This window comes from Mesorhizobium sp. USDA 3734, from assembly GCF_056279665.1.
Genome location: NZ_JBWCCW010000001.1, coordinates 3,950,233 through 3,975,186, shown reverse-complemented (window position 1 = coordinate 3,975,186; position 24,954 = coordinate 3,950,233). Strand labels below are relative to the sequence as shown.

Annotated in this window: 22 protein-coding genes; 18 read left to right on the top strand and 4 right to left on the bottom strand. The window is 57.3% G+C overall.

Translation table 11 applies throughout. The features are described from left to right. Nucleotides 1–29 precede the first annotated feature (29 nt). The 15 genes from ACZ89F_RS19500 (at nucleotide 30) to ACZ89F_RS19430 (ending at nucleotide 15,063) form a co-directional block, all read left to right on the top strand. Complete coding sequence (locus ACZ89F_RS19500; protein WP_476093625.1) at nucleotides 30–350, top strand: hypothetical protein; 321 nt, start codon at nucleotides 30–32, stop codon at nucleotides 348–350. Between the two features lie 120 nt (nucleotides 351–470). Beyond that, on the top strand, nucleotides 471–1,280 hold the full coding sequence (locus ACZ89F_RS19495; RefSeq protein WP_476093623.1) for a tyrosine-protein phosphatase: 810 nt from the start codon (nucleotides 471–473) through the stop codon (nucleotides 1,278–1,280). A 119-nt stretch (nucleotides 1,281–1,399) separates the two neighbouring features. Next, on the top strand, nucleotides 1,400–2,059 hold the full coding sequence (locus ACZ89F_RS19490) for a polysaccharide biosynthesis/export family protein (RefSeq protein ID WP_476093622.1): 660 nt from the start codon (nucleotides 1,400–1,402) through the stop codon (nucleotides 2,057–2,059). A gap of 29 nt (nucleotides 2,060–2,088) precedes the next feature. After that, the gene (locus ACZ89F_RS19485; RefSeq protein WP_476093620.1) at nucleotides 2,089–4,467 is read left to right on the top strand and encodes a GumC family protein; all 2,379 of its coding nucleotides are present in this window, start codon (nucleotides 2,089–2,091) and stop codon (nucleotides 4,465–4,467) included. Then, nucleotides 4,355–5,614: a tetratricopeptide repeat protein gene (locus tag ACZ89F_RS19480; protein WP_476093618.1), complete on the top strand. Its 1,260-nt coding sequence runs from the start codon at nucleotides 4,355–4,357 to the stop codon at nucleotides 5,612–5,614. The genes ACZ89F_RS19485 and ACZ89F_RS19480 overlap by 113 nt, the downstream gene beginning before the upstream one ends. Beyond that, nucleotides 5,611–6,942 (top strand): O-antigen ligase family protein, encoded by a 1,332-nt coding sequence (locus ACZ89F_RS19475; protein WP_476093617.1) that lies wholly within the window; start codon nucleotides 5,611–5,613, stop codon nucleotides 6,940–6,942. Before ACZ89F_RS19480 ends, ACZ89F_RS19475 begins: the two co-directional genes overlap by 4 nt. Nucleotides 6,943–7,077: 135 nt before the next feature. Beyond that, complete coding sequence (gene rfbA, locus ACZ89F_RS19470; RefSeq protein WP_476093616.1) at nucleotides 7,078–7,959, top strand: glucose-1-phosphate thymidylyltransferase RfbA; 882 nt, start codon at nucleotides 7,078–7,080, stop codon at nucleotides 7,957–7,959. Then, complete coding sequence (gene rfbC / locus ACZ89F_RS19465) at nucleotides 7,960–8,514, top strand: dTDP-4-dehydrorhamnose 3,5-epimerase (RefSeq protein WP_476093615.1); 555 nt, start codon at nucleotides 7,960–7,962, stop codon at nucleotides 8,512–8,514. It abuts the gene before it with no gap. Between the two features lie 13 nt (nucleotides 8,515–8,527). Further along, nucleotides 8,528–9,598: a dTDP-glucose 4,6-dehydratase gene (gene rfbB, locus ACZ89F_RS19460; protein WP_476093613.1), complete on the top strand. Its 1,071-nt coding sequence runs from the start codon at nucleotides 8,528–8,530 to the stop codon at nucleotides 9,596–9,598. Beyond that, nucleotides 9,595–10,503 carry a dTDP-4-dehydrorhamnose reductase gene (rfbD, locus tag ACZ89F_RS19455; RefSeq protein WP_476093611.1) on the top strand — a complete coding sequence of 303 codons (909 nt, stop codon included), beginning with the start codon at nucleotides 9,595–9,597 and terminating at the stop codon, nucleotides 10,501–10,503. Before rfbB ends, rfbD begins: the two co-directional genes overlap by 4 nt. 25 nt (nucleotides 10,504–10,528) lie before the next feature. Continuing rightward, on the top strand, nucleotides 10,529–11,656 hold the full coding sequence (locus ACZ89F_RS19450; RefSeq protein ID WP_476093610.1) for a DegT/DnrJ/EryC1/StrS family aminotransferase: 1,128 nt from the start codon (nucleotides 10,529–10,531) through the stop codon (nucleotides 11,654–11,656). Then, complete coding sequence (locus tag ACZ89F_RS19445; RefSeq protein ID WP_476093608.1) at nucleotides 11,653–12,156, top strand: GNAT family N-acetyltransferase; 504 nt, start codon at nucleotides 11,653–11,655, stop codon at nucleotides 12,154–12,156. The genes ACZ89F_RS19450 and ACZ89F_RS19445 overlap by 4 nt, the downstream gene beginning before the upstream one ends. Continuing rightward, nucleotides 12,153–12,950, top strand: a complete 798-nt coding sequence (locus tag ACZ89F_RS19440; protein ID WP_476093607.1) for an ABC transporter permease — start codon at nucleotides 12,153–12,155, stop codon at nucleotides 12,948–12,950. The genes ACZ89F_RS19445 and ACZ89F_RS19440 overlap by 4 nt, the downstream gene beginning before the upstream one ends. After that, nucleotides 12,947–13,699, top strand: a complete 753-nt coding sequence (locus ACZ89F_RS19435; protein ID WP_476093605.1) for an ABC transporter ATP-binding protein — start codon at nucleotides 12,947–12,949, stop codon at nucleotides 13,697–13,699. The genes ACZ89F_RS19440 and ACZ89F_RS19435 overlap by 4 nt, the downstream gene beginning before the upstream one ends. Beyond that, nucleotides 13,666–15,063 carry a glycosyltransferase family protein gene (locus ACZ89F_RS19430; protein WP_476093603.1) on the top strand — a complete coding sequence of 466 codons (1,398 nt, stop codon included), beginning with the start codon at nucleotides 13,666–13,668 and terminating at the stop codon, nucleotides 15,061–15,063. The genes ACZ89F_RS19435 and ACZ89F_RS19430 overlap by 34 nt, the downstream gene beginning before the upstream one ends. A 56-nt stretch (nucleotides 15,064–15,119) precedes the next feature. On the opposite strand, the gene ACZ89F_RS19425 is transcribed toward ACZ89F_RS19430, so the two are convergent. Beyond that, entirely contained in the window at nucleotides 15,120–16,427 is a 1,308-nt protein-coding gene (locus ACZ89F_RS19425; protein ID WP_476093601.1) for a glycosyltransferase family 4 protein, read from the bottom strand. 68 nt (nucleotides 16,428–16,495) lie between these two features. Next, nucleotides 16,496–18,385: a glycosyltransferase family protein gene (locus ACZ89F_RS19420; protein WP_476093600.1), complete on the bottom strand. Its 1,890-nt coding sequence runs from the start codon at nucleotides 18,383–18,385 to the stop codon at nucleotides 16,496–16,498. Between the two features lie 342 nt (nucleotides 18,386–18,727). On the opposite strand from ACZ89F_RS19420, the gene ACZ89F_RS19415 reads away from it, so the two are divergent. The 3 genes from ACZ89F_RS19415 (at nucleotide 18,728) to ACZ89F_RS19405 (ending at nucleotide 22,342) form a co-directional block, all read left to right on the top strand. Beyond that, nucleotides 18,728–20,716, top strand: coding sequence for an SDR family NAD(P)-dependent oxidoreductase (locus ACZ89F_RS19415; protein ID WP_476093598.1), 1,989 nt, complete (start codon nucleotides 18,728–18,730; stop codon nucleotides 20,714–20,716). Nucleotides 20,717–20,749: 33 nt separating this feature from the next. Continuing rightward, nucleotides 20,750–21,682 carry a glycosyltransferase family 2 protein gene (locus ACZ89F_RS19410; protein ID WP_476093597.1) on the top strand — a complete coding sequence of 311 codons (933 nt, stop codon included), beginning with the start codon at nucleotides 20,750–20,752 and terminating at the stop codon, nucleotides 21,680–21,682. A 120-nt stretch (nucleotides 21,683–21,802) separates the two neighbouring features. Continuing rightward, nucleotides 21,803–22,342, top strand: coding sequence for a sugar transferase (locus ACZ89F_RS19405; protein ID WP_476093595.1), 540 nt, complete (start codon nucleotides 21,803–21,805; stop codon nucleotides 22,340–22,342). 61 nt (nucleotides 22,343–22,403) lie between these two features. Here the strand turns inward: ACZ89F_RS19405 and ACZ89F_RS19400 are convergent, their stop codons facing one another. Both ACZ89F_RS19400 and ACZ89F_RS19395 read right to left on the bottom strand, forming a co-directional pair. Then, entirely contained in the window at nucleotides 22,404–23,339 is a 936-nt protein-coding gene (locus ACZ89F_RS19400) for an NAD-dependent epimerase/dehydratase family protein (protein WP_476093594.1), read from the bottom strand. Beyond that, nucleotides 23,336–24,661, bottom strand: a complete 1,326-nt coding sequence (locus tag ACZ89F_RS19395) for an O-antigen ligase family protein (RefSeq protein ID WP_476093592.1) — start codon at nucleotides 24,659–24,661, stop codon at nucleotides 23,336–23,338. The genes ACZ89F_RS19400 and ACZ89F_RS19395 overlap by 4 nt, the downstream gene beginning before the upstream one ends. Nucleotides 24,662–24,954: the final 293 nt, after the last annotated feature.

Sequence of the window (24,954 nt, the reverse complement as noted above, 5' to 3'; positions counted from 1 at the left end):
GTCTTACGCAGGTCCAGGGTGATGTTCAGATGTCCCAGGCCAGCGGCTATGCGGGGGTGGGTACCGAGGCGCTGATATATTCAGGCGCGCGCATCATGACAGGGGCGCAGGCGTTTGCTTCGCTGGCTGTCGGCACCAATTGCGCATTCGATATTCCAGCCAACGCCACGGTCAAGGTCGACCCTGTCGAAGGCGGCATCTGTGTTTCGCTTGATGCGCCAGTTGCGACGGTCGTGCCTGCCAACTCTGAGCCTGGCATGCTGCCGGTTCTGCTGGGTGGCGCCGCGGTTGGTGGCGCCGCAGCCCTTGTTATCGGCCTGCAGGACGACGATGACGCCGTCAGCCGGTAGTCGGGAGCCGACACCCGCTGTTCTGTGTAAATTTGTCGAATGCGTCATTCGCCTTCATGCGGGTGGCGCGTTTGCATTTTGTCGAGGCGAGGCTTTCCCTCCCCGCAGCCAGAAACGCCAATGATCGACCTGCATTCCCATATCCTGCCTGGCCTCGACGATGGTTCTCCTGACCTCGCAGAGTCGCTGGAGATGGCGCGGCTGGCAGTGGCCGATGGCACGACGCATATGGCATGCACGCCACATGTGATGCCGGGCGTCTATAGGAACGCCACGCCGAACATTGCCCAGGCAGTTCAGGCCCTGGAGCTGGAGCTTCGGCGCGCTGCCATACCGCTTGCCCTGTACGTCGGTGCCGATGTTCATGTTGCGCCTGATCTTCCCGATCGACTGACGCTTGGCACCGTACCGACCTTGAACGGATCCCGCTATTTCCTGTTCGAACCGCCACATCACATCCTGCCGCCACGGCTCGAAGATCTCGCTGGCCGTTGCATCAGGGCCGGCTTCGTGCCGATCCTCACCCATCCAGAACGGTTGACCTGGATCAAGGCGAATTACGACGTCATCGAGAGGCTGAATGCGCTAGGCTGCCTCATCCAGTTGACGGCTGATTCGGTGATAGGCGGGTTCGGACGTTCGGCGCTCTCCTTCTCGGAAAAGCTGCTCGATGAGGGCAGGGTGGACATTATCGCCTCGGATACGCATGGCGCCGGCCGGCGGCGCCCTGGGCTTTCGCAGGCGGTTGTCGCCATCGCGAACCGGTGTGGGGAAGATGAGGCCTACAATATGGCGGTGAAACGCCCGGACGCGATATTGCAGAATCAGCCGCTCGTGCCCATTGGAAAGCAGAGTGCGAAAAAGTCGAGCGTCAGCAGTGTTGGCCGTTTCGGCGGATTTGGCCGGCTGTTCAAGAGCGGGTCCCTGTGATGGGCATTTTCGATCTTGCAAGACGTTATACAGGCACCATGTCTGCGTTGCTCGCATCGCTGGCTATATCTGCTTGCGCGAACACTGCGACATCGACGTCATCCACGAGTGCTGTCGATGTGCTGCGACCGGCGGCGTCTTCAACGGCCCTTTCTGGCGGCGGCACGCTGCAGGTGGTGAAGGATCTGCCGGCGCCGCAGAACACCCAGAACGGCAGCGAGCAGCCTTTGTCTGCCAACGATGTGCTCGAGATCAGCGTGTTCCAGGTCGACAATTTGAACAGAACCGTTCAGGTCGACGCGGGCGGGCAGATTTCGCTCCCGCTGATTGGAACGATGACCGCGGCCGGCAAGACCGTTCGCCAGCTCGAGAAGGAAATCGAGACCGCCTATGGTGAGAAATACCTGCAATCGCCTGATGTGACGATCTTCGTCAAGGAATCGATTGGCCAGCGCATCACGGTCGATGGTGAAGTCAACAAGGCCGGCATTTATCCGGTGTCCAGCAGCGCTTCCCTGTTGGATGCGATCGCTCTTGCCGGAGGCTTCAATGCGGTCGGTGATGCCGGCAAGGTCTTCGTCTATCGCAATATCGGCCAAAGCAAGCTGGTCGCAAACTACAATGTCGAGGAAATCCGCGCCGGCAAGAATCGCAACCCGCGCATCTATGGCGGCGACGTGGTCGTCGTCTTTGCTTCGAAGTCGAAAATCGCGATGAACAATTTGAAGGATGCCCTGGGCCTCGCCTCTAGCGCTGCCCGCATTGCGGTCATTCCGTAGACACGGACAACCCCTGGATCACCTCGCGCATGCTCGATCGTAACAGGCAGCCTCAACTTGCCGGACCCGGACATGGCCAGGCCCTGTCTGCGGACCTCTATTACGACGTCCCGCAAAACTACGGTCCCTATGGTCGCGACTATGCCGGCCAGGATGAGGGGTTCAACCCGCTCAAGCTGCTTTTCTACATCGTCCAATACCGCTGGCTGATTGTTATGATGGCGGCTGCCGGGCTTATTGCCGGCGTCATCGTGACCATGATGCAGACGCCAAAATATCAGGCAACGACGCAGCTCGAAGTTCTGGTCCCTTCGGCGAAGGTCTTTCAGGATATTGAGGTTGTTTCCGAAAACAGCGACGTCAGGGCCTTCCTGACCGCGCGTGAGAAGCTGAGGAGCCGGTCGCTGGCCCAGCGCGTGGTGTTCCAGCTGGGGCTTGGCGAAAAGCCGGACTTCCTGTTTCCGACGCCGAGCTTTTCGCTGAGCAATATTGTCTACCGGGCGTTCGGGATGTCCAAGTCGCCTTCCATCGAGGAGAAGACACCCGAAGAGCGTGAGGCAATTGCCATCAAGCGCATCCTGGAAGACCTGACGGTCAATCTGGTCACCAACACAAGCCTGCTGTCGATCACCTTTGTCGATCAGAAGCCGAAATATGCAAGCGACGTAGCCAATCAGGTCGCGCAGAGTTTTATCGATCAGCGCCTCGACCAGACCAGCGAGACCTCTGATCTGGCAAGGCAGTTCATCCAGGAGCAGGTTTTGCAGGTGAAGCAAAGGCTGCAGACCTCCGAGGAGGAACTGGTCACCTATGCAAAGGATGCCGGCATCACGGTTACCGGCGACGACAAATCGCTGATCGGCTCGAACATCGAAGCGCTGAACACCGCGCTAGCCACGGCAATCCAGGATCGCCTTGATGCGGGGCGGGTGGTGGATCAGATAGAAAAGGGCCGCGGGTCGAGCCTCGGTCCGGTTCTGGAAAGCGAAGGTCTGCAGAAGCTCAGCGAAAAGCTGGCGGATCTGACCAGCCAGTATCAGCAGAAACTGGGCATCCTGAAGCCTGGTTATCCGGAAATGCAGCAGTTGCAATCGCAGATCAAGGAACTGCAGCGCCTCTACAACAACGGCGTGCTGGCGATAACCGATTCCTTGCGGCTGAAATACCAGGAAGCGCAGAACAAGGAGGCCGACCTCAAATCCAAGCTCGCGGAGATGGAGAGGCAGCAGGTCGTCTTCAACGACAAGAATATCAAATACACGATCCTGAAGCGCGAAGTCGATTCCAACCGGTCACAGTATGACAGCCTTATCGCGAAGCTGAATGAAGTCGGGGTTAGCTCGGAACTCAAGACGCAAAGCGCCGCGATTGTCGATTTCGCTTCGCTGCCTGCGGCGCCTTATTCTCCACGCCTGAGCATCAATCTTGCAATCGCTCTGGCGCTTTTCATGGCCTTGGCTGCATCGATCATCTACATCATCGAGTTGCTGAACAACACCTTCACGAACCCTGAGCAGATCGAGAAAGAGCTGGGGTTGACGATGCTCGGCATCTTGCCGCTTGTCGATGACCGCGAGCTCATAGGCAGCATCGCCGATCAGAAATCCGGCCTCTCCGAGGCCTATCGTTCGCTGCGAACATCGCTGCAGTTCTCCGGGGCGGAGGGCGCGCCGCGATCGCTGCTGGTGACCAGTTCGGAACCTTCGGAAGGCAAGTCGACCACCTCGTTCAAGCTCGGCCAGGATTTCGCTGCGCTCGGCGCAAGGGTTCTGCTTGTCGATGGCGATCTTCGCAAACCGAACCTGCATCGGCTGTTCGGCCTCGACAATGCGATGGGGTTGAGCAACCTCCTGACAAATACCGTTCGCAAGGATGATCTGGCGGGCATTTTCAGAACGACGAAATACCCTAATGTGACTGTGCTGACGTCCGGAACGATCCCGCCGAACCCGGCCGACCTGCTCTCTTCGCCGAAGATGGCGCTGATCTTGACCAATCTCGGCAAACGCTTCGATCTGGTCATCATCGATGCTCCACCGGTCGTCGGCCTTTCCGACGGGCCAATTCTCAGCCGGCTTGCCGAAGGCACGTTGATGGTCGTTTCCACCAACCAGGTCACGCGCAAATCAGCCAAGACGGCGCTCAAGCGCCTGCGCGCAGCCGGTGCGAATGTGATTGGAGCGGCGATGTCGAAATTTGCGGTCAACAAGTTCGATTACAACTACGCCTACAAATACATGAACTACCAGTACTACGATTACGGCGCGAGTACCCCGAAAATTGAGGGCAAAGTCGATGACGGAGCAGGCCAGCCCGCTCACGCAAAATCTCCGGCGTTCAGGCGTTTGGCTCGTCGCCTCCGTTCTGCTGTTGGCGGCTTCGTCGATCGGGCTAAGTCGGCTCCTTGAGGCCGGAACGCCGGCCGTCTCGCTTGCGCTCGATCCGTTGAACATAGATGCCTTGATAGGTGACATTACCGGTGAGTTGAACAAAACAGGCAGCGGTCCTGATCTTGATGTTTTGGCTGCCAAGGCGAGGGGCGCGCTTCACTTCAATGTCGGGGATGCCCGGCTCTACAGCCTGATCGGCGAGATCAAGTACCGGCAAGGCGAGAAAGACGAGGCTTTTGAATTTTTCGATCAGGCTCGAAAGCTGTCCAAGACCGAAATCCATGCGCTTCAGAGATCGATCGACCGTTCGATCGAGGTAGGTGATCTGTCAAAGGCCGTAGGCGAGATCGACACCTTGCTGCGCCGGTGGCCGGACCGTTTTCCAGTCATCGCGGCGGGCATGCCGGCCATTCTTTCAAATCCAGACGGATATCGGGCTGTCCTGGCAGCCTTAAGGATCGAGGCACCGTGGAGGTCCAATCTTTTCTCCGCCCTCGGTCAGGATCCGCGGGGCCTGCGCGCCGCAAACCAACTGTTGCTTGACCTTGCCGGATCGAGTTCACCACCGACATCGAAGGAACTGTCTGCCGTGATCAACGGCTACATCAGGCAAAAGGAATACGAGCCGGCCTATCGGCTGTTCCTTTTCAGTCTGTCCAATCAGGAGCGGACGCTGGGTGGCTACATTTTCAACGGCGGCTTTGAGCCGGTCCGCAGCAGCAAGCCATTCGATTGGCAGGTTCACGATCGGTCCGGTCTGGAAATTACCTTTGCCGGGTCGCGCGATGTCGGCGAGAGCGACAGCGGAGCGACCGTTCGATTTTTGAATACGCCGGTGAAGAACGCCGCGCTCCAGCAATATATCGAACTGCCTCCCGGCTCTTACAGGATGTCCCTGACTGCCTCCGCGAGAAACCTGAAGCTGCCAAAGCAGTTGTTCTGGTCCATTAGATGTGCAGATCCGGCAAGCGAAATAGCCCGGTTAAACATTCCTGAAGGCACATTCAACCGGCAGGATTTGAACCTGGATTTCGCGATCGGACCAAGCGCGTGTCCGATGCAATTGCTGCGGCTGGAAACAGCCGCTATCGCTGAGAGCTGGCGATTTCGATACGTTGGCACGTTGGTCATGCACAAGCTGAGCATCGAAAGAGTTTCATCTTGAGAGAGCGGTCAACCCGGCCCACGGAGTGGGAAAAGTACCTGCTCGGGTCGGTTCTTTTCCTGTCGGTGCTGATTGGCGGCGGCACGGCGAGTGGCCTATACACCGAAACGCTGATCGAGGTCGCGGCGATTGTTTCGGTCGCGGTCGTGTTTTCAAGGCCATCGGGGCAAAGCATCCCCCGTTCGGTCCTGTGGTTGCTTGCTCTGGCCTTTGCCGTGTTCTGTTTTCAGATCGTGCCGCTGCCCGCGGCCCTGTTGAGCGGATTGCGGCCTGAAGTTCTGCTCGCGAGCCCGTGGCTGGCCGACGAAACCCGGTTGCGCTTCGTCAGTGTCGGCGTGGGGCGCACGATCGAGTGTCTGTTGTATTTCGCGGCGGCGGCGGCATTTCTCCTGGGCGTCACCCGCCTGCGCCCGGATCAGGTCTACGGCCTTCTGCCCTTCTTTTTCATGGGCGTCATCTGCAACGGGTTGGCTGCGGCGATCCAGTATTCGCTCTCCGATACGGTTGCCATAGAGGGGCTGTTGCCGTTCACGATCAACGCGGGACTGTTTGCCAACCAGAATCATTTTTCAGCTTTGCTCTTCGTCTCCATTCCCTTCGTCGTCTATTACGGTCTATTCCGTGGGCACCTTCTGTCCGGATCGCTGGGGTTGATATCGCTGTTGTTGCTGCTTCTGGCCGCCGGTTCGCGCGCCGGTATTCTGATAGGCTTGGCGATCACCGTAATATCGGTTGTCTTTATGTCTGCTCGCTCCAGGCTAGGCGGTTATGGCATCCTTGCGGTCTTCATCGGTCTTTCGCTCTACACGATGGGCGCGTGGACAAAGATCGATGCGGAGGTGGTTGATCCAGCCTTTGGGCGAGCCGAATTTGCCCGCACGACGATTGCGGGAATTGAAGAGAACTGGGTGACAGGAGTGGGTTTCGGCAGTTTTCAGAAGGTCTATCAGATTTACGAAAAGGGAGAGATGATCTTCAAGCCCTACGTGAATCACGCTCACAATGATTATCTGGAATTGGCACTGGAGGGGGGCGTTCCTGTTGTTCTTCTGGTTGCAGCTTACTTGATATTGCTCTTTGCGTCGTCTGTCAGGGCGCGGCGCGATCCGTTGCAGAAAGCGGCGTTTCTCTCAGTGTCGTTTCTTCTCGTTCATTGCCTGGTTGATTATCCCTTGCGAACCGCAGCGCTTGCGATGACCTTTGCGTATATGAATGGCATTATCTTTCACAAGGGCTTTGCTGAACGGTTGAGCCAAAGAGGCGAGTCGACCGCGGCCCATCATGACAATCTGCTTGTTCCCGTCAGGCCGTCGGCTCTGGCAAGATGAGAGCAGTGGATTCGCCGGGATTGGCGCCGGACATGGTCCGGTCGTTTGTCGAGCGCCGAGATTGACAAGCCATTGCATGGAACCTAAGCACGGACAGCTCGGGCCGGGGGGCTTAGGCATGTCAAGGAGAGCTTCTTGAAAGGAATTATCCTTGCTGGAGGCAGCGGAACGCGTCTTTATCCGCTAACATTAGCTATCTCTAAGCAGATTCTGCCGATATACGACAAGCCGATGATCTATTATCCGCTGAGCGTTTTGATGCTCGCGGGTATCCGGGAGATTCTGGTCATTTCAACGCCGCGTGATCTGCCGGTTTTTCGCGATCTGCTTGGTGATGGATCGGAGTTCGGGCTCGACTTGTCCTATGCCGAGCAACCGCAGCCGAACGGGCTTGCGGAAGCCTTTATCATCGGCCGCGAGTTCATCGGCAAGGACAGCGTGTCGATGATCCTTGGCGACAACATCTACTTCGGCGACGGGCTGTCGCAGCTTTGCCGCACCGCGGCCTCGCGCGAAAAGGGCGCCTCGGTGTTCGCCTATCATGTCGAGGATCCCCAGCGTTATGGCGTCGTTTCCTTCGACAAGGCCACCGGAATGGCGCTGACGATCGAGGAAAAGCCGCAGAATCCAAAGTCCAACTGGGCTGTCACCGGTCTCTATTTCTATGACAACGACGTCGTCGACATCGCCTCGACCATCCGGCCTTCGGCCCGCGGCGAGCTCGAGATCACCGCGGTCAACAACGTTTATCTCGAGCGCGGCCACCTGCATGTGCATCGGTTGGGGCGCGGCTATGCCTGGCTCGACACCGGCACCCATGACAGCCTGAACGAGGCTTCCTCCTTCGTGCGAACCATCGAGCATCGCCAGGGCATCAAGGTTGCTTGTCCGGAAGAAATCGCCTTCGAACAGGGCTGGCTGACGGCAGATGAAGTGCTGCAGCGCGCCGCTCGCCTGGGAAAGAACGAATACGCCGCCTATCTGCGCCGGCGTGTCGCAGATCTGTTGGAGGGCTAGGTGCTGGAGATCAGGTCCCTTGGCATCGATGGCGTGCTGGAAGTCGTTCCGAAGCGACATGGCGACGCGCGCGGTTTTTTTGTGGAAACCTACAATGCCGAGCGCTTTTCGAAGGCCGGCATAGATCTGCTTTTCGTGCAGGACAATCATTCCTACTCCGCGGCGGCAGGTGTCTTGCGAGGGCTTCACTACCAGCTTGCGCCGCGGGCCCAGGACAAGCTGTTGCGCGTCATTCGTGGCAGCATTCTCGACGTTGCGGTCGACATTCGCCGCGGTTCGAAGACTTTTGGGAAATGGGTCGCTCTCGAAGTGTCGGCCGAAAAAGGGAACCAGATTCTGGTGCCGAAAGGCTTCGCGCACGGCTTCGTGACGCTCGTGCCCGACACCGAGGTCCTGTATAAGGTCACCGACACCTATTCGCAGGAGCATGACCGGTCGATCCGCTTCGACGATCCCGCCATCGGTATCGAATGGCCGTCATTGACCGGTGGATTCCAGCTTTCGGACAAGGACCTGAAGGCGCCCTTGCTGGCCGCCGCCGAGGTGTTTGCTTGATGAGGACAGCGGCATGAATTTTCTGGTGACGGGCGGTGCTGGCTTCATCGGTTCGGCGGTGTGCCGGCACCTGTGCGCCAACCCGGCTTACCGGGTGACCAATCTCGACAAACTCACCTATGCGGGAAACCTGGCCTCGCTGCGGCCGATCGAGAATGCGCACAATTACCGCTTTGCTCATGCCGACATCTGCGACGAGAGGGCGGTGCTCGACATCCTCCACCGGGACGATATCGACATCGTCATGAACCTCGCCGCCGAGAGCCATGTCGACCGCTCGATCGACGGGCCGGGCACGTTTATCGAGACCAACATCGTCGGCACCTACAGGATCCTCAATTCCGCGCTGGAATACTGGCGCGGTCTGCCCGAAGACAGGAAGAGCCGCTTCCGCTTCCATCATGTCTCGACCGATGAGGTGTTCGGCGATCTTCCTTTCGATGGCGGCATGTTCGTCGAGGAGACGCCCTACGCGCCGTCTTCGCCCTATTCCGCCTCGAAAGCGGCCTCGGACCATCTGGTGCGGGCCTGGCACGAAACCTATGGCCTGCCGGTCGTGCTTTCCAACTGCTCGAACAATTACGGACCCTATCACTTTCCCGAAAAGCTGATCCCGCTGGTGATCCTCAACGCGCTCGATGAAAAGCCGCTGCCGGTCTATGGCGCCGGAGCCAATGTGCGCGACTGGCTGTTCGTGGAAGACCATGCGCGCGCGCTCGAGCTGGTCGCCACCAAGGGAACGCCGGGCGAGAGCTACAATGTCGGTGGCAATTCCGAACGCACAAACTTGGGCGTCGTCGAGACGATCTGCGATCTGCTCGACATCAGACGGCCGCGGGCAGGCGGCAAGAGCCATCGCGACCTGATCTCTTTCGTCACCGACCGCCCCGGTCATGACCGCCGCTATGCCATCGACGCTTCGAAGATCAGCCGGGACCTGGGCTGGGCGCCCAATGAGAATTTCGACAGCGGCCTGGCCAAGACCGTCGACTGGTTTCTCGACAACAAATGGTGGTGGGGGCCGATCCGGGAGCAGCGCTATGCCGGTGAGCGGCTGGGCGAAGCACGCAAGGGGGTCGCGTGAGGCTCGTTGTCACCGGACGCGAGGGCCAGGTCGCGGCAAGCCTTCTGGAGGCCAGCCAGGGGCGCGCCGGCGTTGAGGTCATCGCCATTGGCCGGCCGGAACTCGATCTGGCAAGGCCTGACACCGTCATCGACGCCATTGTGGCCGCGAGGCCGGACATCGTCGTGTCGGCTGCTGCCTACACGGCGGTGGATCAGGCCGAGGATGAGCCCGATCTGGCATTCGCGGTGAACGCCGTCGGCGCCGGCAAGGTGGCGGAAGCAGCAAGGCGGCTCGGCGTTCCCGTCATCCATATTTCGACCGACTATGTTTTCGACGGTACCAAGGCTGGCTCTTATGTCGAAACCGACGCGCCCGCGCCGCGCAACGCCTATGGCGTTTCCAAGCTCGCCGGTGAACAAGCGGTGGTCGCCGCAAACCCGCGCCATCTCATTCTTCGCACCGCATGGGCATACAGCCCGTTCGGTCGAAATTTCGTCAAGACCATGCTAAAGCTTGCTGCCGACCGCGACGAGATCGCTGTCGTAGCCGATCAGTGGGGAAATCCGACTTCGGCGCTCGATATCGCCAACGCAATTCTGCATGCGGCGGCGATGATGCATCCGAGCTTGGGCTTTTCTTCCTTTGGCGTGTACCATCTGGTGGGAACAGGCGAGACCAATTGGAGTGGCTTTGCCCGTCATATCCTGGACTCAAGCCGCCTGTTTGGTGGCCCTTGGGCGCGGGTACGGGACATTGCTACGACGGACTATCCGACCAAGGCGCGCCGCCCCGCCAATTCACGGTTGTCTACGGCAAAGTTCACCGCGACCTTTGGTTGGACGGCGCCGGAATGGCAACAATCAACAAAAGAAATCGTATCTCGTCTCCTGGATGGTCAGACGGGACACGGCAGCAACGTGTGAACCGCCAGCGTCACGGAGAGTCTTGATGAGCGTTCAGTTATTCGTACCGAGTTTCCGCATCGAAGAATGTCTTGCGGGAATCCGTGAGTGCCTGGAAAAAGGATGGACCGGGCTAGGCTTCAAAACCGCCGAATTTGAAACAGCATGGAAGGCCTATACGGGTCTCCCGCACGCCCATTTCCTGAACTCAAATACGGTCGGACTTCACCTGGCGTTTCAGCTTTTCAAGTCCAAATACGGATGGGACGACGAATGCGAGGTCATCACAACGCCGTTGACGTTTGTTTCCACAAATCATGCCATTCTCTACGCTGGCCTTAAGCCGGTTTTCGCCGACGTTGACGAGTATCTTTGCCTTGACCCGCAAAGTGTACTCGAGCGGATCACCGACAAAACGAAGGCACTGATATTTGTCGGGATGGGAGGCAATGTTGGCCAGTATCAGAAGATATTGGAGATTTGTCGCGCGCGCGACATCAAGCTGGTGCTTGATGCGGCACACATGTCAGGCACCCGTGTCGACGGCAGCCACATTGGCGGTGATGCTGATGCATCTGTGTTCAGTTTTCAGGCTGTCAAGAATCTTCCAACCGCCGATTCCGGAATGATCTGCTTCAAGGAAGCAGAGGACGATGAGCGCGTTCGCAAGCTCACCTGGCTTGGCATCAACAAGGATACCTACGCACGTACTGCTTCCCAAGGGGCGTACAAATGGATGTATGACGTCGAGGAGATCGGGCATAAATATCACGGCAACTCGATCATGGCCGCGATTGCTATTGTCCAGCTCAAATATCTCGACATCGACAACTCCTTTCGACGTCAGCTAGCGATCTGGTACCGCCAGCATCTGGATGGCCACAATCACGTCAATGTCGTGCCTACAGCGCCAGGCTGTGAGTCTGCCCAGCACCTTCTCCAGATACGGGTTCGGAACCGCGACAATCTGATGCTTGCCCTCAACGAGCACGGCGTCTATCCGGGAGTTCATTATCGCGACAACACGGACTACCGGATGTATGCCTTTGCCGCCGGCACGTGTCCTAATGCCTCAGCGGCGAGCAATGAAATCATTTCGCTGCCTCTGCATCTGCGCATGAGCAAGGCGGACGTCGATCTGATTTCCGATTTGGTTCTCAAATACGCCCAATGAAGCCGCAAATCGCCCCTTTCGGAGACGGCACCATTGTATTGAGACTCGTGGAAGAGCGGGATCTCCAGACAATCCTCGATTGGCGCAACCGCGACGACGCGCGTGTCTGGTTCAAGACATCCGACAGGCTCGCGTTTGACCGGCATCTCGCCTGGTACAACAGCTACCTCCAGAAGGAGGACGATTTCTTCTTCCTGGTGGAGGTGGATGGCCGCCCGGTCGGCCAATGCGGCATCTACGATATAAATCGTGATGCTGGAAGCGCCGAGATCGGGCGATTTCTCGTTGCCCCAGAAAAGGCTGGAAAGGGTTATATCAAACGCTCGTGCGCTGAGCTCGTGCGTTTCGGAACACGTGTCCTGAAATTGCCCTATGTTTTTCTAGAGGTGATGGAACACAACACAAAGGCCATTGGCATTTACACCCAATGCGGCTTCATCGAAGAAAGTCGCTCCAACGGTCTCGTCCGCATGGGCCTGACCGGAGGTGGCATGGCATGATACCAACTGAGCAACTTTACCGCGATGCCCTGACGTCACTGAAGCTCTGGCGGGTGTGGGTTTTTCTTGGCGTTCAGGACATCAAGGCGCGCTTCCGGCGCTCTTTCATCGGCCCGCTGTGGATCCTGTTGAACCTCGCATTCTTCGTGGGAGGTGCCGGCTTTGTCTATGGCGTCATGTTTGGTCAGCCAATGGCCGATTTTTTACCTTTTTTGACCACGGGCTTCGTCATCTGGGGATTTCTGCTTTCATCATTTATCGAGGCGGGCGCAGCGTTCGTCGGGTCTGAAGGCTATATCAAGCAATTTTCCTATCCTAAGCAAATCTATCTTTTAAGGGCCCTCGTTTCATATAGTGTTGTGTTGCTGATTGGGTTTTTGGCTATAATTATAGTACAGATTTTCTTTAGAAATTTCCACATTGCGGGATGGGTGCTAGCTATGCCGGGGATAGTATTACTGTTATTGGCTGCTCTCGGACATATCGTGATTTCAGCATACGTTGGTACCCGCTTCAGGGATTTGCCTTTCGCGCTGGCCGGTATCCTTCAGGTTATCTTTTTCGTCACCCCAATTATGTTCCCAATAAAAGTGCTTCAGGAAAAGCATCTCGATTTCGTTTATCAGTATAACCCGCTGTATTACTTGATAGATATTGTTCGTCATCCAATTCTTGAGGGCGGGTTTCCCCTGTTTGAGAATTACGTCTTTGCAGGCCTTTATACCCTGGCCGTATGGGTCGTTGCGGCAGTCGTTGCTCGTCGGCTCGACAACCGATTGGTTTTCCTGCTTTGACAGACCTCACTATCAATCTCGAGGACGTGGGTATCCGCTTTCAGGGCGAGCGCAACAGCGGAGGCCTGAAGGACTGGTTGGTCGGCCGACTGACCGGTAGAAAGGTAAACTCATCCACCTATAGCGTGAACGCGCTGCGCCAAGTGAATCTGAGGATCGGAAGCGGCGAAAGGGTCGGGCTGATTGGCCTCAACGGCGCCGGAAAAAGCACGTTGCTGAAGGTCATGGCGAAGATTTACCCTCCAACGTCCGGAAAGGTCACGGTGCGGGGGCATGTGTGCCCGATGTTCGAGTTTGCGACCGGCTTCGAGATGAACCAATCGGGTTGGGATAACATTCGCATCCGCGGCCTTCTCCTTGGCATGTCACCTGCGGAAATCGAGGAAAAACTGCCCGAGATCGGGGATTTCACCGAACTCGGAGAATTTCTGGACTATCCCGTTCGCACCTATTCGGCCGGAATGTTTGTACGGCTAGCCTTTGCCGTGTCGACAAGCATCAATCCCGAGATCCTGCTGATCGATGAAGTGATGGGCGCGGGCGATATCCGCTTTGCGGACAAGGCCAAGCGCCGAATGTACGAATTCATGGAGCAGGGCAAGATCCTTGTCTTCGCAAGCCATGCTCCGAGTCTTTTGGAATCATTTTGCAAACGGACGATTTGGCTCGATGCAGGCGGAATTCGCATGGATGGAGAGACGTCCGAGGTGCTCGAATGCTATTCGCGCGCCAACTTGCCGGGCACATGATTGGCCGAAATCGCTATGATATCGGGCTTGCCGCATCGAACGATCTGTTGGGCATTTTTGCCGTATTGCAGATTCTGTCGACTCTGGCTCCTGCTCCGCAGGGAGTGCGTTGGCCGACAGCGCGACGTTGGCAGCAACTTGTGATGAAGGCCTCAAGCGGAATGCAATCACCCAAACCAGACGACTGCAGCGTGCTCGGCATTACTAATATCCTGGTGGTAATCGAAGCGGAAATAGCCACAACTCATCTGATTGCGCAGATCATGGTGGCGTGTCGCGCACATGGCGTCGACCACAGAGTTCAGTTCCTGAGTGATCTTCAGATCAGCGACATTACGTCAGATACCATTCCTATGTTTGTGCGATGTGCGGACCCTTTGGTTCTTTCGTGGACGCAATTGCTGGTCGATGCAAAGAGGCCATATGCCTATTATATTGATGACAATTTCTGGCGGATCGTAGGAAGCACTCCGCTTGCGACCTACTATCAGCACCCAATCATCAGAAAGTCGCTGGAGTTTGCGATTTCCCATGCGGAAGCCGTGATCGTCAATTCGGCCGAACTGGCCAAGTTCATATCGGATTTCAATGCCCGTATCGCGGTTCTGCCGACGTTTTTCGATTTTTCCCTTATTGAGGATGTGCAGCCGACCCCCACAGACGAAATCCGGATCGGCTTTGCGGGAAGCCCCTCACGCGTTGATGATCTGGATCTGATATCGCCCCTTGTCGAGCAGATCCTGGAGAAATATCCGAAGGCAGTATTTGAATTCGCTGGCGTTCTTCCAAGGGGGATATTAGCCGGAGCGCGTGTACGCTTTTTCCCGCATACCGGCGACTACAATGCTTACATCAGATTCCAAGCCTCGAGAAATTGGGCGATCGGTCTGGCGCCTCTAGTGGATCATGAAGCCAATCGCAGCAAGACTGATAACAAGTATCGCGAATATGGCGCCTGCCGTATTGCGGGAATTTACTCTGATATCCCACCCTATAGTGATGTCGTGAAGGACTCGGTCACCGGCTTGCTGGTTGACGGCGCCCGATCATCTTGGCTCGAGGCTATTATCAGCTTGATCGAACATCCCGATAGGCGATGCTCAAACTTGGCGAACAACGCCTTTGCGGACGTTAAGGCTCGCTATGATGTGTCTCGCGTTTCCCATGAGTGGGCACGCTTTTTCAAAAAACTCGATGAAAGTCGCTCACGAGACGTCAAACCTCTCAGAGAAACCCACCTGAATTTAAAGAAGTTCCGGCGCTGGCTTGAACGACTAACAATTCACCTTGCGGTGGTCTACAATGAGGGTGGAATTGCGCTAGTTATTCGGCGAATTGCCAAGAGGATACACTTCGCAGAATGACTTCCCTCGCCACCGTCCTTCACAGACTCGTCTCTGAAGAGTGTGACCCAACAAGATCAGGTGCGCTTCCGCGAAAAAACGCTGACTGACTTTTGGATAGGCCATCGAAGAACTGGATATTTGGTGGCGAACTCCCGTAGAGGTCTTCCTAGCCGCCAATACGCCGAATTCTTGATCTCATTCAACTCGTGGAAGATGGCGTCATCTGATCGAATAATCGAGCCGGTTGTGGGCAGAATCTCGGACAGGAGTCGAAGATAATCCAAATCTGCAAAGGTATGGTTCGAATACTGTGAAAAAGATTTGGAGACACTCGAAATGGTCTCTTCAAATTCGGATACGGACTTCTTTCCATCAAACAAGATCAGCGCTCGCTCTCGTCCAGCTTTGCCTATGCGTGCTGCCCTTTCTGGATCATCAAATAACGATCGTATTTTTTCGGCAAGATCTGCATGATCGGCGGGTTTGAACAGGACGCCAGAAACACCATCCTCAAGAACTTCCGGGAGACCTCCAGCCCGAGAGGCTATGACAGGCGTCCCCATCGCCATAGACTCTATTGCGACCATCCCGAACGACTCCACAATTGACGGTATAACCGTAGCCAATGCCCTGCCGAAGCACTCTTGAGGGGAATCTGTCTTGCCGTGAAATACAATCAGATCGTCAACCTGAAGCGTCCTTGACAATTCCTGAAGCCCAATCCTGATTGGCCCGTCTCCATAGATATCAAGGCCGACAGACAGGCCAGACGACTTGAGTAGTGCGATAGCTCGAATTAGAAATTCTGTGCCTTTGTGCGCCTCGAGGCTCGCCACCGTACAAATTCTGGATGTTTTGATATAAGTGGGCTCCGAGGATGGAACCTCCGTCCAGTTAAGAATGGTCTTTACTCGTTCCCCTGAAATCATTGGTTCAAAATATTTCCTGGTCCAGTCAGAGCAACACACCACGGAGCTCGCATTTTTGAGCAGAATGGAGTCGAATGTTTGTTTCATTAGATCGTGAGTGCTCGCCGGATCTCCGTCTAGAACACCGTGAACCCACAGGACGTATGGCAAGCCGGCAAGAATTGCGCCGATGGCCGGACACAAGCTTGTCAAGGTATTTACAACAACAACGTCGATTCGCTGCCGCCAGTATAGATCGGCATACATGCTGGAGACGTCTAGAACGTATTTTGCGTGTTCAGGTGCAAGCTGGATCGTCTCGTATACATATCCTCTGAGTAACGGAGATCTATACCACGGGACGTTTCGATGGCTAAGCAGTTTGCCTAACATGCCGCGGTCAGCGCCAGGGATCAGAACGACTGGGTTGATCTTGCCGCCATCGGCCAAGCCGAAGGCGAGGTTCGCTAGCATTTTCTCCGACCCAGCTGTATAGGGTGAATGAGAAATCAATGCAACGTTTAACATCTGTTCGGATTTCACTATACTAGACCGTTCGCGAGGGATTTTATCAGATCTGCAAATTGAGAAGCCACCACCGGGGTGTCATAGTTCCTAGCTACGTCGGCTCTTGCATTTGCATGCAGCCTGGAAAGTTTCGTCCTATCCAGAAGGGAAGCTATTTTCTTGGTCCAATCGTTGGAGTTAGAAACAAGAATTCCATTGATTCCATCTTCGATGTACCAACTATAGGGCTCTATATTCGAATAGACGCCAACTGCGCCGGCGGCAGTGATGTCAAGATATTTGTTGGGGCATTTTGATCGTGACGTCCGAGTGGCGTCCAGAGGTGCCAGCAATATATCAGGACTCGCTTCTCTGATCATCTGAGCATACTGGACATAGGGTGCAAGTGCGTACTCGATCACTCTGATGCCCTTTAAAATATCTCGCTGATCCGATGAAAGACTTCCGAATATCAAAATGTCGACATCACTATGCGCTTGGGCTATCTCGGCCAAGGCTCTGAAAGCCTGATCATCATATCTTTCTGAACCAGAATATCCGACCACAAAGCGTTTCGAGTGTCGTCTTGGCGTTTTCTCAAACAGGGCCAAGTCCACGCTGTTAGGCAATGTCACAATTTTTTTGGCGTAAGGCGCGACGTCTTCGGCCAAGAATCTGTTGTAGGTCAGAACGTAGTCAGCGTGCTTGATGCCGAAGATAAAATTCCGGAAGAGGGGCGTATTCGGGCCGAATACATCACGATACCGATCTGGCCAATCATCTGAAATAGATATCCAATTGTCATCGATCATGTATACCGAGGGAACTCTCAATTCTTTGCACCAGTCGAGAATCTGTCGAATCTGCTCTACCTTGCATCTGGATAGAATAACGATATCACTGGTTTCAACATCTTCTCTTGTTACGAGGTGGTCAAATAGCGTCTTGTAGGTGCCAAAACCCGTTCCTTCGAGATACTTAAAGTAGGAGTAAAAACACAGCCAATTGTGGTGGTACTCCCAAGGTCCACCAGTGATTGTAACCCGGATCGGTTTGGAATTGGAGCGTCGTTTAGGTTGCGCCAGCGATGCGATATGCCGTGAAAGGTAATTTTGGTCATCCGGCGGCAGGTCATGCATGAAGTTTCGCTCGCGCTCGCTGATGCCAGTCGCAGACAGGCCGCTCGCCATATATCTGCGGCGCATGTCTTCGCTAACTGGGTAGGGTCGGGCGACAAACGGAACTCGGTTCTCTGGGGGCGGGCCACCTTTGACTCTTACGACACTGATATCGTGGCCACTGGAAAGCCTGATCAGAGCATCCCAGCCGGAGGTCTGCTGCAGAAGTGGGGAAGGATCGAAGCCGCCGATTTCATCCAGCGCCGTTGACGATATGGCTACGTCAGAAAGTTCTAGGAGCGGGCAATTGAGCATCCATCCGTGTAACTGAAATTTAGAGGCCTCTCCCGGAAGCCCGAAACGCCAATTGGAGGAAGGATACGATGCCGCAATCGACTGGTTACCACGGCTGGCGGTTCTGCTCGCTTCGACCAGTGCTGGAAGACCACCAGCGTCCCACGCGAGTTGCGGACCCAAAAAAATGAGCCGATGGCCGGTAGCGACTTTTCTTCCCGCATTGAACAGCACGGCTGGCAATTCGTTGTCCGATGTCACCTCGCAGACTTGAACATGTCGAAAATGGGCGGGCAGGGACTGAAGGCTTGGTGCGGTCTTCCACTGAGGATCACTGAAAACGACGATCAGTTCGACGTCCTCGTCAGTCCTTTTTATCAAAGGACGAAGGGTGTCCACAATCCGGCTTACGAAACCTCGGCCCGAACTCAAGCGCCCTTGTAATATTAGTAGAATCGAAAGTGCGCATCGGGCATCGTTGTCGCTTTCGGCAACTGGTTTTTCCCGCAGCATTCTTGCATCCTCGTGGGGTTGAAACATATTCATCGAGCATTCTCGCGTAAAGGTGCCTTGCGACTGGGCCTGAATGGATTTGCGGCGACCCTTAATCGATAAGATGAGCCACGTCAGCTAGGCAGAACCCTTAAATCGCAATAGGACCTTCACACTCCCTTCAATTATTCAATCGCGCGCGTCTCAAGAAATCTCTAGCTATGCCCTCGCCCCCGCAGTATGCGATACAGGACGGCGGGGGCCGGAGATGGCACTTTGAGAAAGGTGATCGGCCACGAAGTATCTTCGTGTTCGTGCTTTGCTGGAGTTCATATCCGTGAGCCTGGAGTCTAGTGCCGTCCAATGAATTCTTACCTCGAATCAGTATTCGGGCTCCGGCCACAGATGCGGCGCGCCTTCATCATGGTCCAGGACGTGGTCATGGTCCTGGTCGCCGTGGCGCTCAGCCTCGTGCTTTCGCGGTCGAATCTCTCGTTCGAAGCGCTCTCCAACGAGGGTCTGGCAACCTGGGCTGGCATTGTTCTCATCAGCCATCTGCTGTTCAGATATTGTGGCCTCTACACGACCGTCTGGCGTTTTGCCTCGACGCCGGACTTTTTCAACATCCTGAAGAGCTGCGCGATTTTGACGCTCACTCTTTACGTGGTTTCGCTGCTGGTTCGTTCCTTCCAGCCGGTGCAGGGGCTCAATGAGCGTCAGTTCATCGTCTTCTTCCTCGTCTCCTTCACCATCATATCGGCGCCCCGGCTGTTCTACCGCTTTCTGCGTGATGGCGCGAGCTGGGGCATTCCCGGCCGCAAGACCGACGAGACGCAGGCCAAGCGCGCGCTGTTCGTCGGCCGGCTCGGCGAGGCCGACCTGATCATTCGCTTCACGCGAACGGCGCAGCCGGCGGACTATTCCATCGCGGGCATCATGGCGACCGAGCACGGCGCGCCGTTGGGGACGCGGATTCAAGGTGTTCCCGTGGTGGCGACCCGGCCGCGTCTGATCGATGTCCTGGAAGACTACGCGACCGGCACCAAAAGCCTGGATCTGCTGATTTTCGGCAGCGGCGCCGAAAACGAGATCGAGGAATATTCGGAACTCGTCCGCATCGCCCGGCACGGCGGCATACATGTGGTGCAGTTCTCCGGTCTTTCGGAGCTGGAACAGCACGGAAAGCTGGTTCTCGACACCGTCGAGATGGAAACGATCCTGCGCCGTCCGACGGTCGCATCCGATATCGAGCGCATCAGCGCCTTTGTCGGCGGCAAACGCATTTTGGTCACGGGCGGCGCCGGCTCGATCGGCCAAACGCTGGTCAAACGGTCGCTGGAGCTGGGAGCGGAAGCGGTGCTGGTCGCCGACCTCTCCGAATTCGGTATTTTCCAGCTGAGCCAGTATATCGACGAGAAGGACCACGACCGTCTCAAGGTCCGTATCGTCGATGTCGCGGACCGGCGCCAGATGACGCGTGTCGTCACGGAGTTCCGGCCGGACATCATCTTTCATGCCGCGGCGCTCAAGCACGTTCCGCTACTCGAGGAAAACTGGGATTCGGCCATCCAGACCAATATTTTCGGAACACTCGTCTGTGCCGAGGTCGCCGCCAGATGCGGGGTTGCGCAATTTGTCCTGATATCGAGCGACAAGGCGGTGGATCCGACATCGGTGCTTGGCATGACGAAGCGGGCCGCCGAACAGATCGTCAGCGCCTTGCATGGGACGCCCTCGGGCGAGCCGGGCGGGCGCCGCTGCGCCACCAAGTTCATCGCCGTGCGCTTCGGCAATGTCTTTGGCAGCAATGGGTCGGTGGCGACCATATTCCAGGCGCAGATCGAGGCTGGGGGACCGGTCACCATCACCGACCGGCGCATGACGCGCTATTTCATGACCGTGGCCGAAGCCGTCGATCTCGTCATCATGTCGGCGGCAGATGCCTCGTCGCGGCAGGGCGGGCAGGACTACGCCGTCTATATGCTCGACATGGGCAAGCCGGTGCCGATTCTTGAAGTGGCCGAAACGATGATCCGCATGTCGGGAAAGAGCCCATACAAGGACATCGCAATCCGGTTCACCGGCATAAGGCCGGGCGAAAAACTCCACGAAACGCTGCATGGCGAAGATGAGGAACTCGTCGAACTCGGCATTTCGAAGATTTTTGGCCTCAGCACGGATGTCGTGGAATGGTCGGATGTCCAGATCGCGCTCACGGAGCTGCAGCAATCGGCGAAGAACCAGGACAAGGCTGCCGCGCTCGCCGTGCTGGCAAGCCTTGACCGCGCCAAGAAGGCCCGGGAAAGCACTCATCAGGGCGCGATCCCGAAAACGGCTGGACAGGCGGGCTAGGCCCGATTCAGAATTCAGAAAGCGATCTTGGTCGTGAGCAAAGCAGATCTGCGCGTCGCGGTCCTGATGGGCACGAAGGATGGCGCGGCCTTCATCGATGAACAGTTGCAGTCCCTGCTCGCGCAGTCGCACCCTCTGGTCGATCTGTGGATATCCGACGATGGCTCCGTCGACGGCACGACCGCCATCATCGAGACATGGAGATCGCGCTGGCCCAAGGGTCGAATGACCCTCGTGGAGGGGCCGCGGCAAGGCTTCGCCGCCAATTTCCGCTCGATGATCCTCGATCGACGCATCGATGCGGATTGCTATGCCTTCTGCGACCAGGACGATATCTGGGAGTCCGACAGGCTGGAGAGCGCCATCCGCTGGATGGAGGCCCATGACGCAAGAGCCCCGCTGATGTTTTGCTCGCGAACCGCGACCATGACGGAAACGGGAAGCCTTGTCGGCCATTCGCCGCTGTTTGCCCGGCCGCCATCCTTTCGCAACGCCCTTGTGCAGAGCATCGCCGGCGGCAACACCATCCTGCTCAACGCCGCGGCACGCGAACTGCTGGCCAGGGCCTCCGCGCGGACCGGGTTCGTCAGCCACGACTGGTGGGCCTATCTCATCGTCACCGCCGCCGGTGGCATCGTCCGCTACGATCCGCGGCCGCTGGTGCGCTACCGGCAGCACCCGGCAAACCTGGTCGGCGCCAATGTGTCGTGGAGAGCAAGGGTTTCCCGGCTTGGCCGCCTGTTCAAGGGTGAGTTCGCCGGTTGGACAAATCTCAATCTTGACGGACTTGCCGTCAATCGCGACCTCCTGACCGGGGACGCGGCGGCATGCCTCGACCTGTTCACCAGCGGGCGGCAGGGCGGTCTTTTCCGCCGCCTGGCTGGTTTGCGCAAAAGCGGTGTCTATCGGCAGACCCTTTCCGGGACCCTGGGGCTCTATCTCGCTTTCATCCTGGGGCGCATCTGAGCATCGAACGGCTGCGTGGCGCGCTTGGTCAAGAGATCGGCTCATGCTACGTCGACCGGATTGACGGGCTTGGCCGACGGCGTTGCCTCGGGATTTTGGCAGGGAGCATATCGGCCGTTCATGAAGGCAGCCAAGCACATCTTCGATCTTGCCGGTGCGGCTCTGCTGCTGGTGGCCACATCCCCTGTTTTGGTGCTGGCCGTCCTTGCCATCAGGGCATCGTCCCCCGGTCCGGCCGTTTTTTCGCAGACGCGGGTCGGCCGTGACGGCCTGCTTTTTCGCTGTCACAAACTGCGCACGATGTATGTAGGCACGCCGTCATTGCCCTCGCATGAGGCGCCTGAAAATTCCGTGACATCGGTTGGAGGGGTCTTGCGGAAGTTCAAGCTCGATGAGCTGCCGCAGTTCTGGAACGTCCTTAAGGGCGAGATGAGCCTTGTCGGGCCGCGCCCCTGCCTGCCGACTCAAACGGAATTGATCGAATGTCGCAGGCGGCTGGGCGTGTTGGCGGCACTTCCGGGCATAACCGGCCTGGCCCAGATCAGGGGCATCGATATGTCGAACCCTGAGCTTTTGGCTGAAACGGATGCCATCTATCTCCGCACAGCGTCGTTCTCGCTCGACCTTCGGATCCTGCTTGGAACGCTCTATCGAAGCTGACAGGCCATGATCCCAAAAAAAGTGAAAGCCGATTCTGGGAACGATCATAATGAACAAGAAGTCAGGATTTGCTGACCCGTGCCAGCTCGACCAGCCGCTCCAGTGTGCCGGCTTCAGGCGCCCACCCCTGCGATACCAGCAGGGCTGGGTCGCATATCTGTGTCGCAGTCAGGCTGTCCCAAAACGCCCGCCTGCCCAGCACGCTTGCTGCCGGCCGCATCAGGCCGGCAGGCACGGTCATCAGGCGCATCGGCCGCCCGAAACCGCTGCGAAAGGCGGCGATGATGGCTTCGACGGCGACTGGCGACACATCGGCGCCAACATAGATCGGCCGAAGTGGCCCCGAATGGCCCAGCAGGTGCGACACCGCTCGCGCTGTTGCCCCGGATGACATCAGCGAGCGGATTCCCGTCAAGGCGCCCGTTGGCAGCGGCAGTGCCGTATCGGCCAGGCGCATCAGCGTCGCGAGGTTACCCTTCATGCCGCTTCCATACACGGGAGGCAGGCGCAACACGGCGGCGTCGGAGCGGCCATGCGACGCATAGGCGTCCAAAACCTTGATCTCGCCTTCGCGCTTCGAGCGTCCATAGACGCATTGCGGGGCAGGGGGCGTGCTCTCGTCGATCGTTGCGCTGACGCGAGCGCCGATCACGGCCCGGATCGAGGAGAGATGGATGAAACGTCCGCTTGCCTGTGCGGCCGCTGCATGTGCCAGCCGCGCGCTCAATTCGACATTGGCCGCCTGGTAATCCGCTTCGGTGGCATCGCCCGGATCATTGTTGAGGCCGGCACAGTGGACGACATGGTTCACATCCCTGGTGAGCGCCAGGAAGGCCGCGGCCGGCGCGTCGGAATTGGGCATCGGCACCGCGCCATCCCCCAGTCCAGATCTCTCCGGATGGCGGGAGGCAAGGCGAAGCTCGACACCGGCTTCGCGAAGGTGGCGCACGACAAGACGCCCGATGAAACCTGTCGCGCCCGTGACCAGAACCTTCATGGCCTTGCCCGGAACAGCCGTCGGGCGGCTGATGGAAGTGCCTGCGCTTCCACAACTGGTGGAAGTACTTGCTCCTCCATCAACGGAACCTGACGTCCGCAGGCAAGATATGTCCCGCACACCAGGAAGACCATCAGCACCGAGTCCAGAATGTCATGGCCGACCAGGATGCCCGTCATTCCGGCCGTCAGATAGGTGATCACGACGATGAAAATCATGGTCGCGCCGAAGCGCTCGATCGGATCGCTGCTGTTTCGCAAGACCCGTGCGGCATTTCCAGCGGCAACGACAAAGATCGCCGCCAGCGTCACGGCGCCCAGAATTCCGGCTTGCACCAAGGCGGTCAGGAAGCCGTTGTGGAAATGGTTGAAGCCGGCGTCCATCGCGAACTGATCATGGAAGCCCTGCTTGATCAAAAGCTGGGTCGCACCCACCCCATGTCCAAACAACGGCATGTCATGGAATGCTTTGAGGCCGATCTCCCAAAGCGCAACACGTATTCCCACGGAGGTGTCGTAGTTGCCGCTGGCTCCAAGCGCATCCCAGTCGGAGCGCAGAAAGTCCACACGCCCGGATATCGCTTGGAAGCCCAAAGCGGCGATCACGACGCCGACCGCCGCCAGCAGCAGCAGCACGCGGATGGCATTCCTGCCTCTGAGCCTCTGATGGTTGATCAGCAGGACAGCGATGCCGGCAATCAGCAGCGCCAGCCAGACAATACGCGAACCGGAATAGATGATGGCGATCGTCCCGGCCAGTGTGGCGTAAAACAGCGGGTTCCTGGCCCGCTCGATGCCTGACAGGGCGCCGGCCACGCAGACCACCACGGCAAGGCAGACGACGGTTGCGAACACGATCGCATTGCCGGCCCCGCCCTCGGCTCTCACCCCCAGCCAATATTGCTGATAGATCGCCAGCAGCAGGGCGACAAAACAGGCGGCCATGCTGGAGAGCACGATGGTGCGGGCAAGCATGGTTTTCTGCGTGATGCTCCAGGTCGAATAGGAGACGGGGAAAAACAGGAAGGTCACGAGCGGGACAAGATGCGGCGCATCCCGGACGAACGAGTTGTTGACGATGGAAGCCAGGAGATTGGCGGCGCAGTAGGCATAGATCGCGACCGTCAGCCAGATCATGGGCCGGTCGGCGTTGAAGCGCCTTTTCCTTAAAGCAATCAGCAGGACGGACGAAAGCCCCCCGCCGTTGAACACAAAGCTGACCACCGATCCCAGGACCGGCGGAAAAAAGAAGCAAAGGATGGAGAAGTAGATATTGACCCGCGAAGGCGTGAATTGCTGTCTCAGGGATGAAAGCCGGCTCAATTTTCGGGCTCGCCATTTTCGGGACGTCTCATGCGGCGGGATCTTGTTTAGTGAAGTAGAACGCGCTCGCCTCGAAATTGCCCATGCCTCATGATGCACTTGCCCGCTTCCCGAGGCTGGTATAGCGGCTGGGCTGCCTTTTCGATAGTGCGCCGGGCCGATTGCCACTGAAAATCGGCAGCCCGCGCCGATCGATCAGGGGAGTTCCCCGTGAGGGGCCACGGCCAGTCTATTCAAGCAATATTTTTCCCGCATTTTCTCGACTGTTGAGCTTGCGAGCAGGAATTTCCGGG

What these genes read in the sequence shown, in the direction of transcription:
- ACZ89F_RS19400 (WP_476093594.1), bottom strand. Translation starts at nt 23,339, where the DNA reads ATGAAGGTTCTGGTCACGGGCGCGACAGGTTTCATCGGGCGTCTTGTC.
- ACZ89F_RS19440 (WP_476093607.1), top strand. Translation starts at nt 12,153, where the DNA reads ATGATACCAACTGAGCAACTTTACCGCGATGCCCTGACGTCACTGAAG.
- ACZ89F_RS19405 (WP_476093595.1), top strand. Translation starts at nt 21,803, where the DNA reads ATGAAGGCAGCCAAGCACATCTTCGATCTTGCCGGTGCGGCTCTGCTG.
- ACZ89F_RS19425 (WP_476093601.1), bottom strand. Translation starts at nt 16,427, where the DNA reads ATGCTAGCGAACCTCGCCTTCGGCTTGGCCGATGGCGGCAAGATCAAC.
- ACZ89F_RS19500 (WP_476093625.1), top strand. Translation starts at nt 30, where the DNA reads ATGTCCCAGGCCAGCGGCTATGCGGGGGTGGGTACCGAGGCGCTGATA.
- ACZ89F_RS19480 (WP_476093618.1), top strand. Translation starts at nt 4,355, where the DNA reads ATGACGGAGCAGGCCAGCCCGCTCACGCAAAATCTCCGGCGTTCAGGC.
- ACZ89F_RS19445 (WP_476093608.1), top strand. Translation starts at nt 11,653, where the DNA reads ATGAAGCCGCAAATCGCCCCTTTCGGAGACGGCACCATTGTATTGAGA.
- rfbB (WP_476093613.1), top strand. Translation starts at nt 8,528, where the DNA reads ATGAATTTTCTGGTGACGGGCGGTGCTGGCTTCATCGGTTCGGCGGTG.
- ACZ89F_RS19430 (WP_476093603.1), top strand. Translation starts at nt 13,666, where the DNA reads ATGCTATTCGCGCGCCAACTTGCCGGGCACATGATTGGCCGAAATCGC.
- ACZ89F_RS19420 (WP_476093600.1), bottom strand. Translation starts at nt 18,385, where the DNA reads ATGCTGCGGGAAAAACCAGTTGCCGAAAGCGACAACGATGCCCGATGC.
- ACZ89F_RS19450 (WP_476093610.1), top strand. Translation starts at nt 10,529, where the DNA reads ATGAGCGTTCAGTTATTCGTACCGAGTTTCCGCATCGAAGAATGTCTT.
- ACZ89F_RS19485 (WP_476093620.1), top strand. Translation starts at nt 2,089, where the DNA reads ATGCTCGATCGTAACAGGCAGCCTCAACTTGCCGGACCCGGACATGGC.
- ACZ89F_RS19495 (WP_476093623.1), top strand. Translation starts at nt 471, where the DNA reads ATGATCGACCTGCATTCCCATATCCTGCCTGGCCTCGACGATGGTTCT.
- ACZ89F_RS19415 (WP_476093598.1), top strand. Translation starts at nt 18,728, where the DNA reads ATGAATTCTTACCTCGAATCAGTATTCGGGCTCCGGCCACAGATGCGG.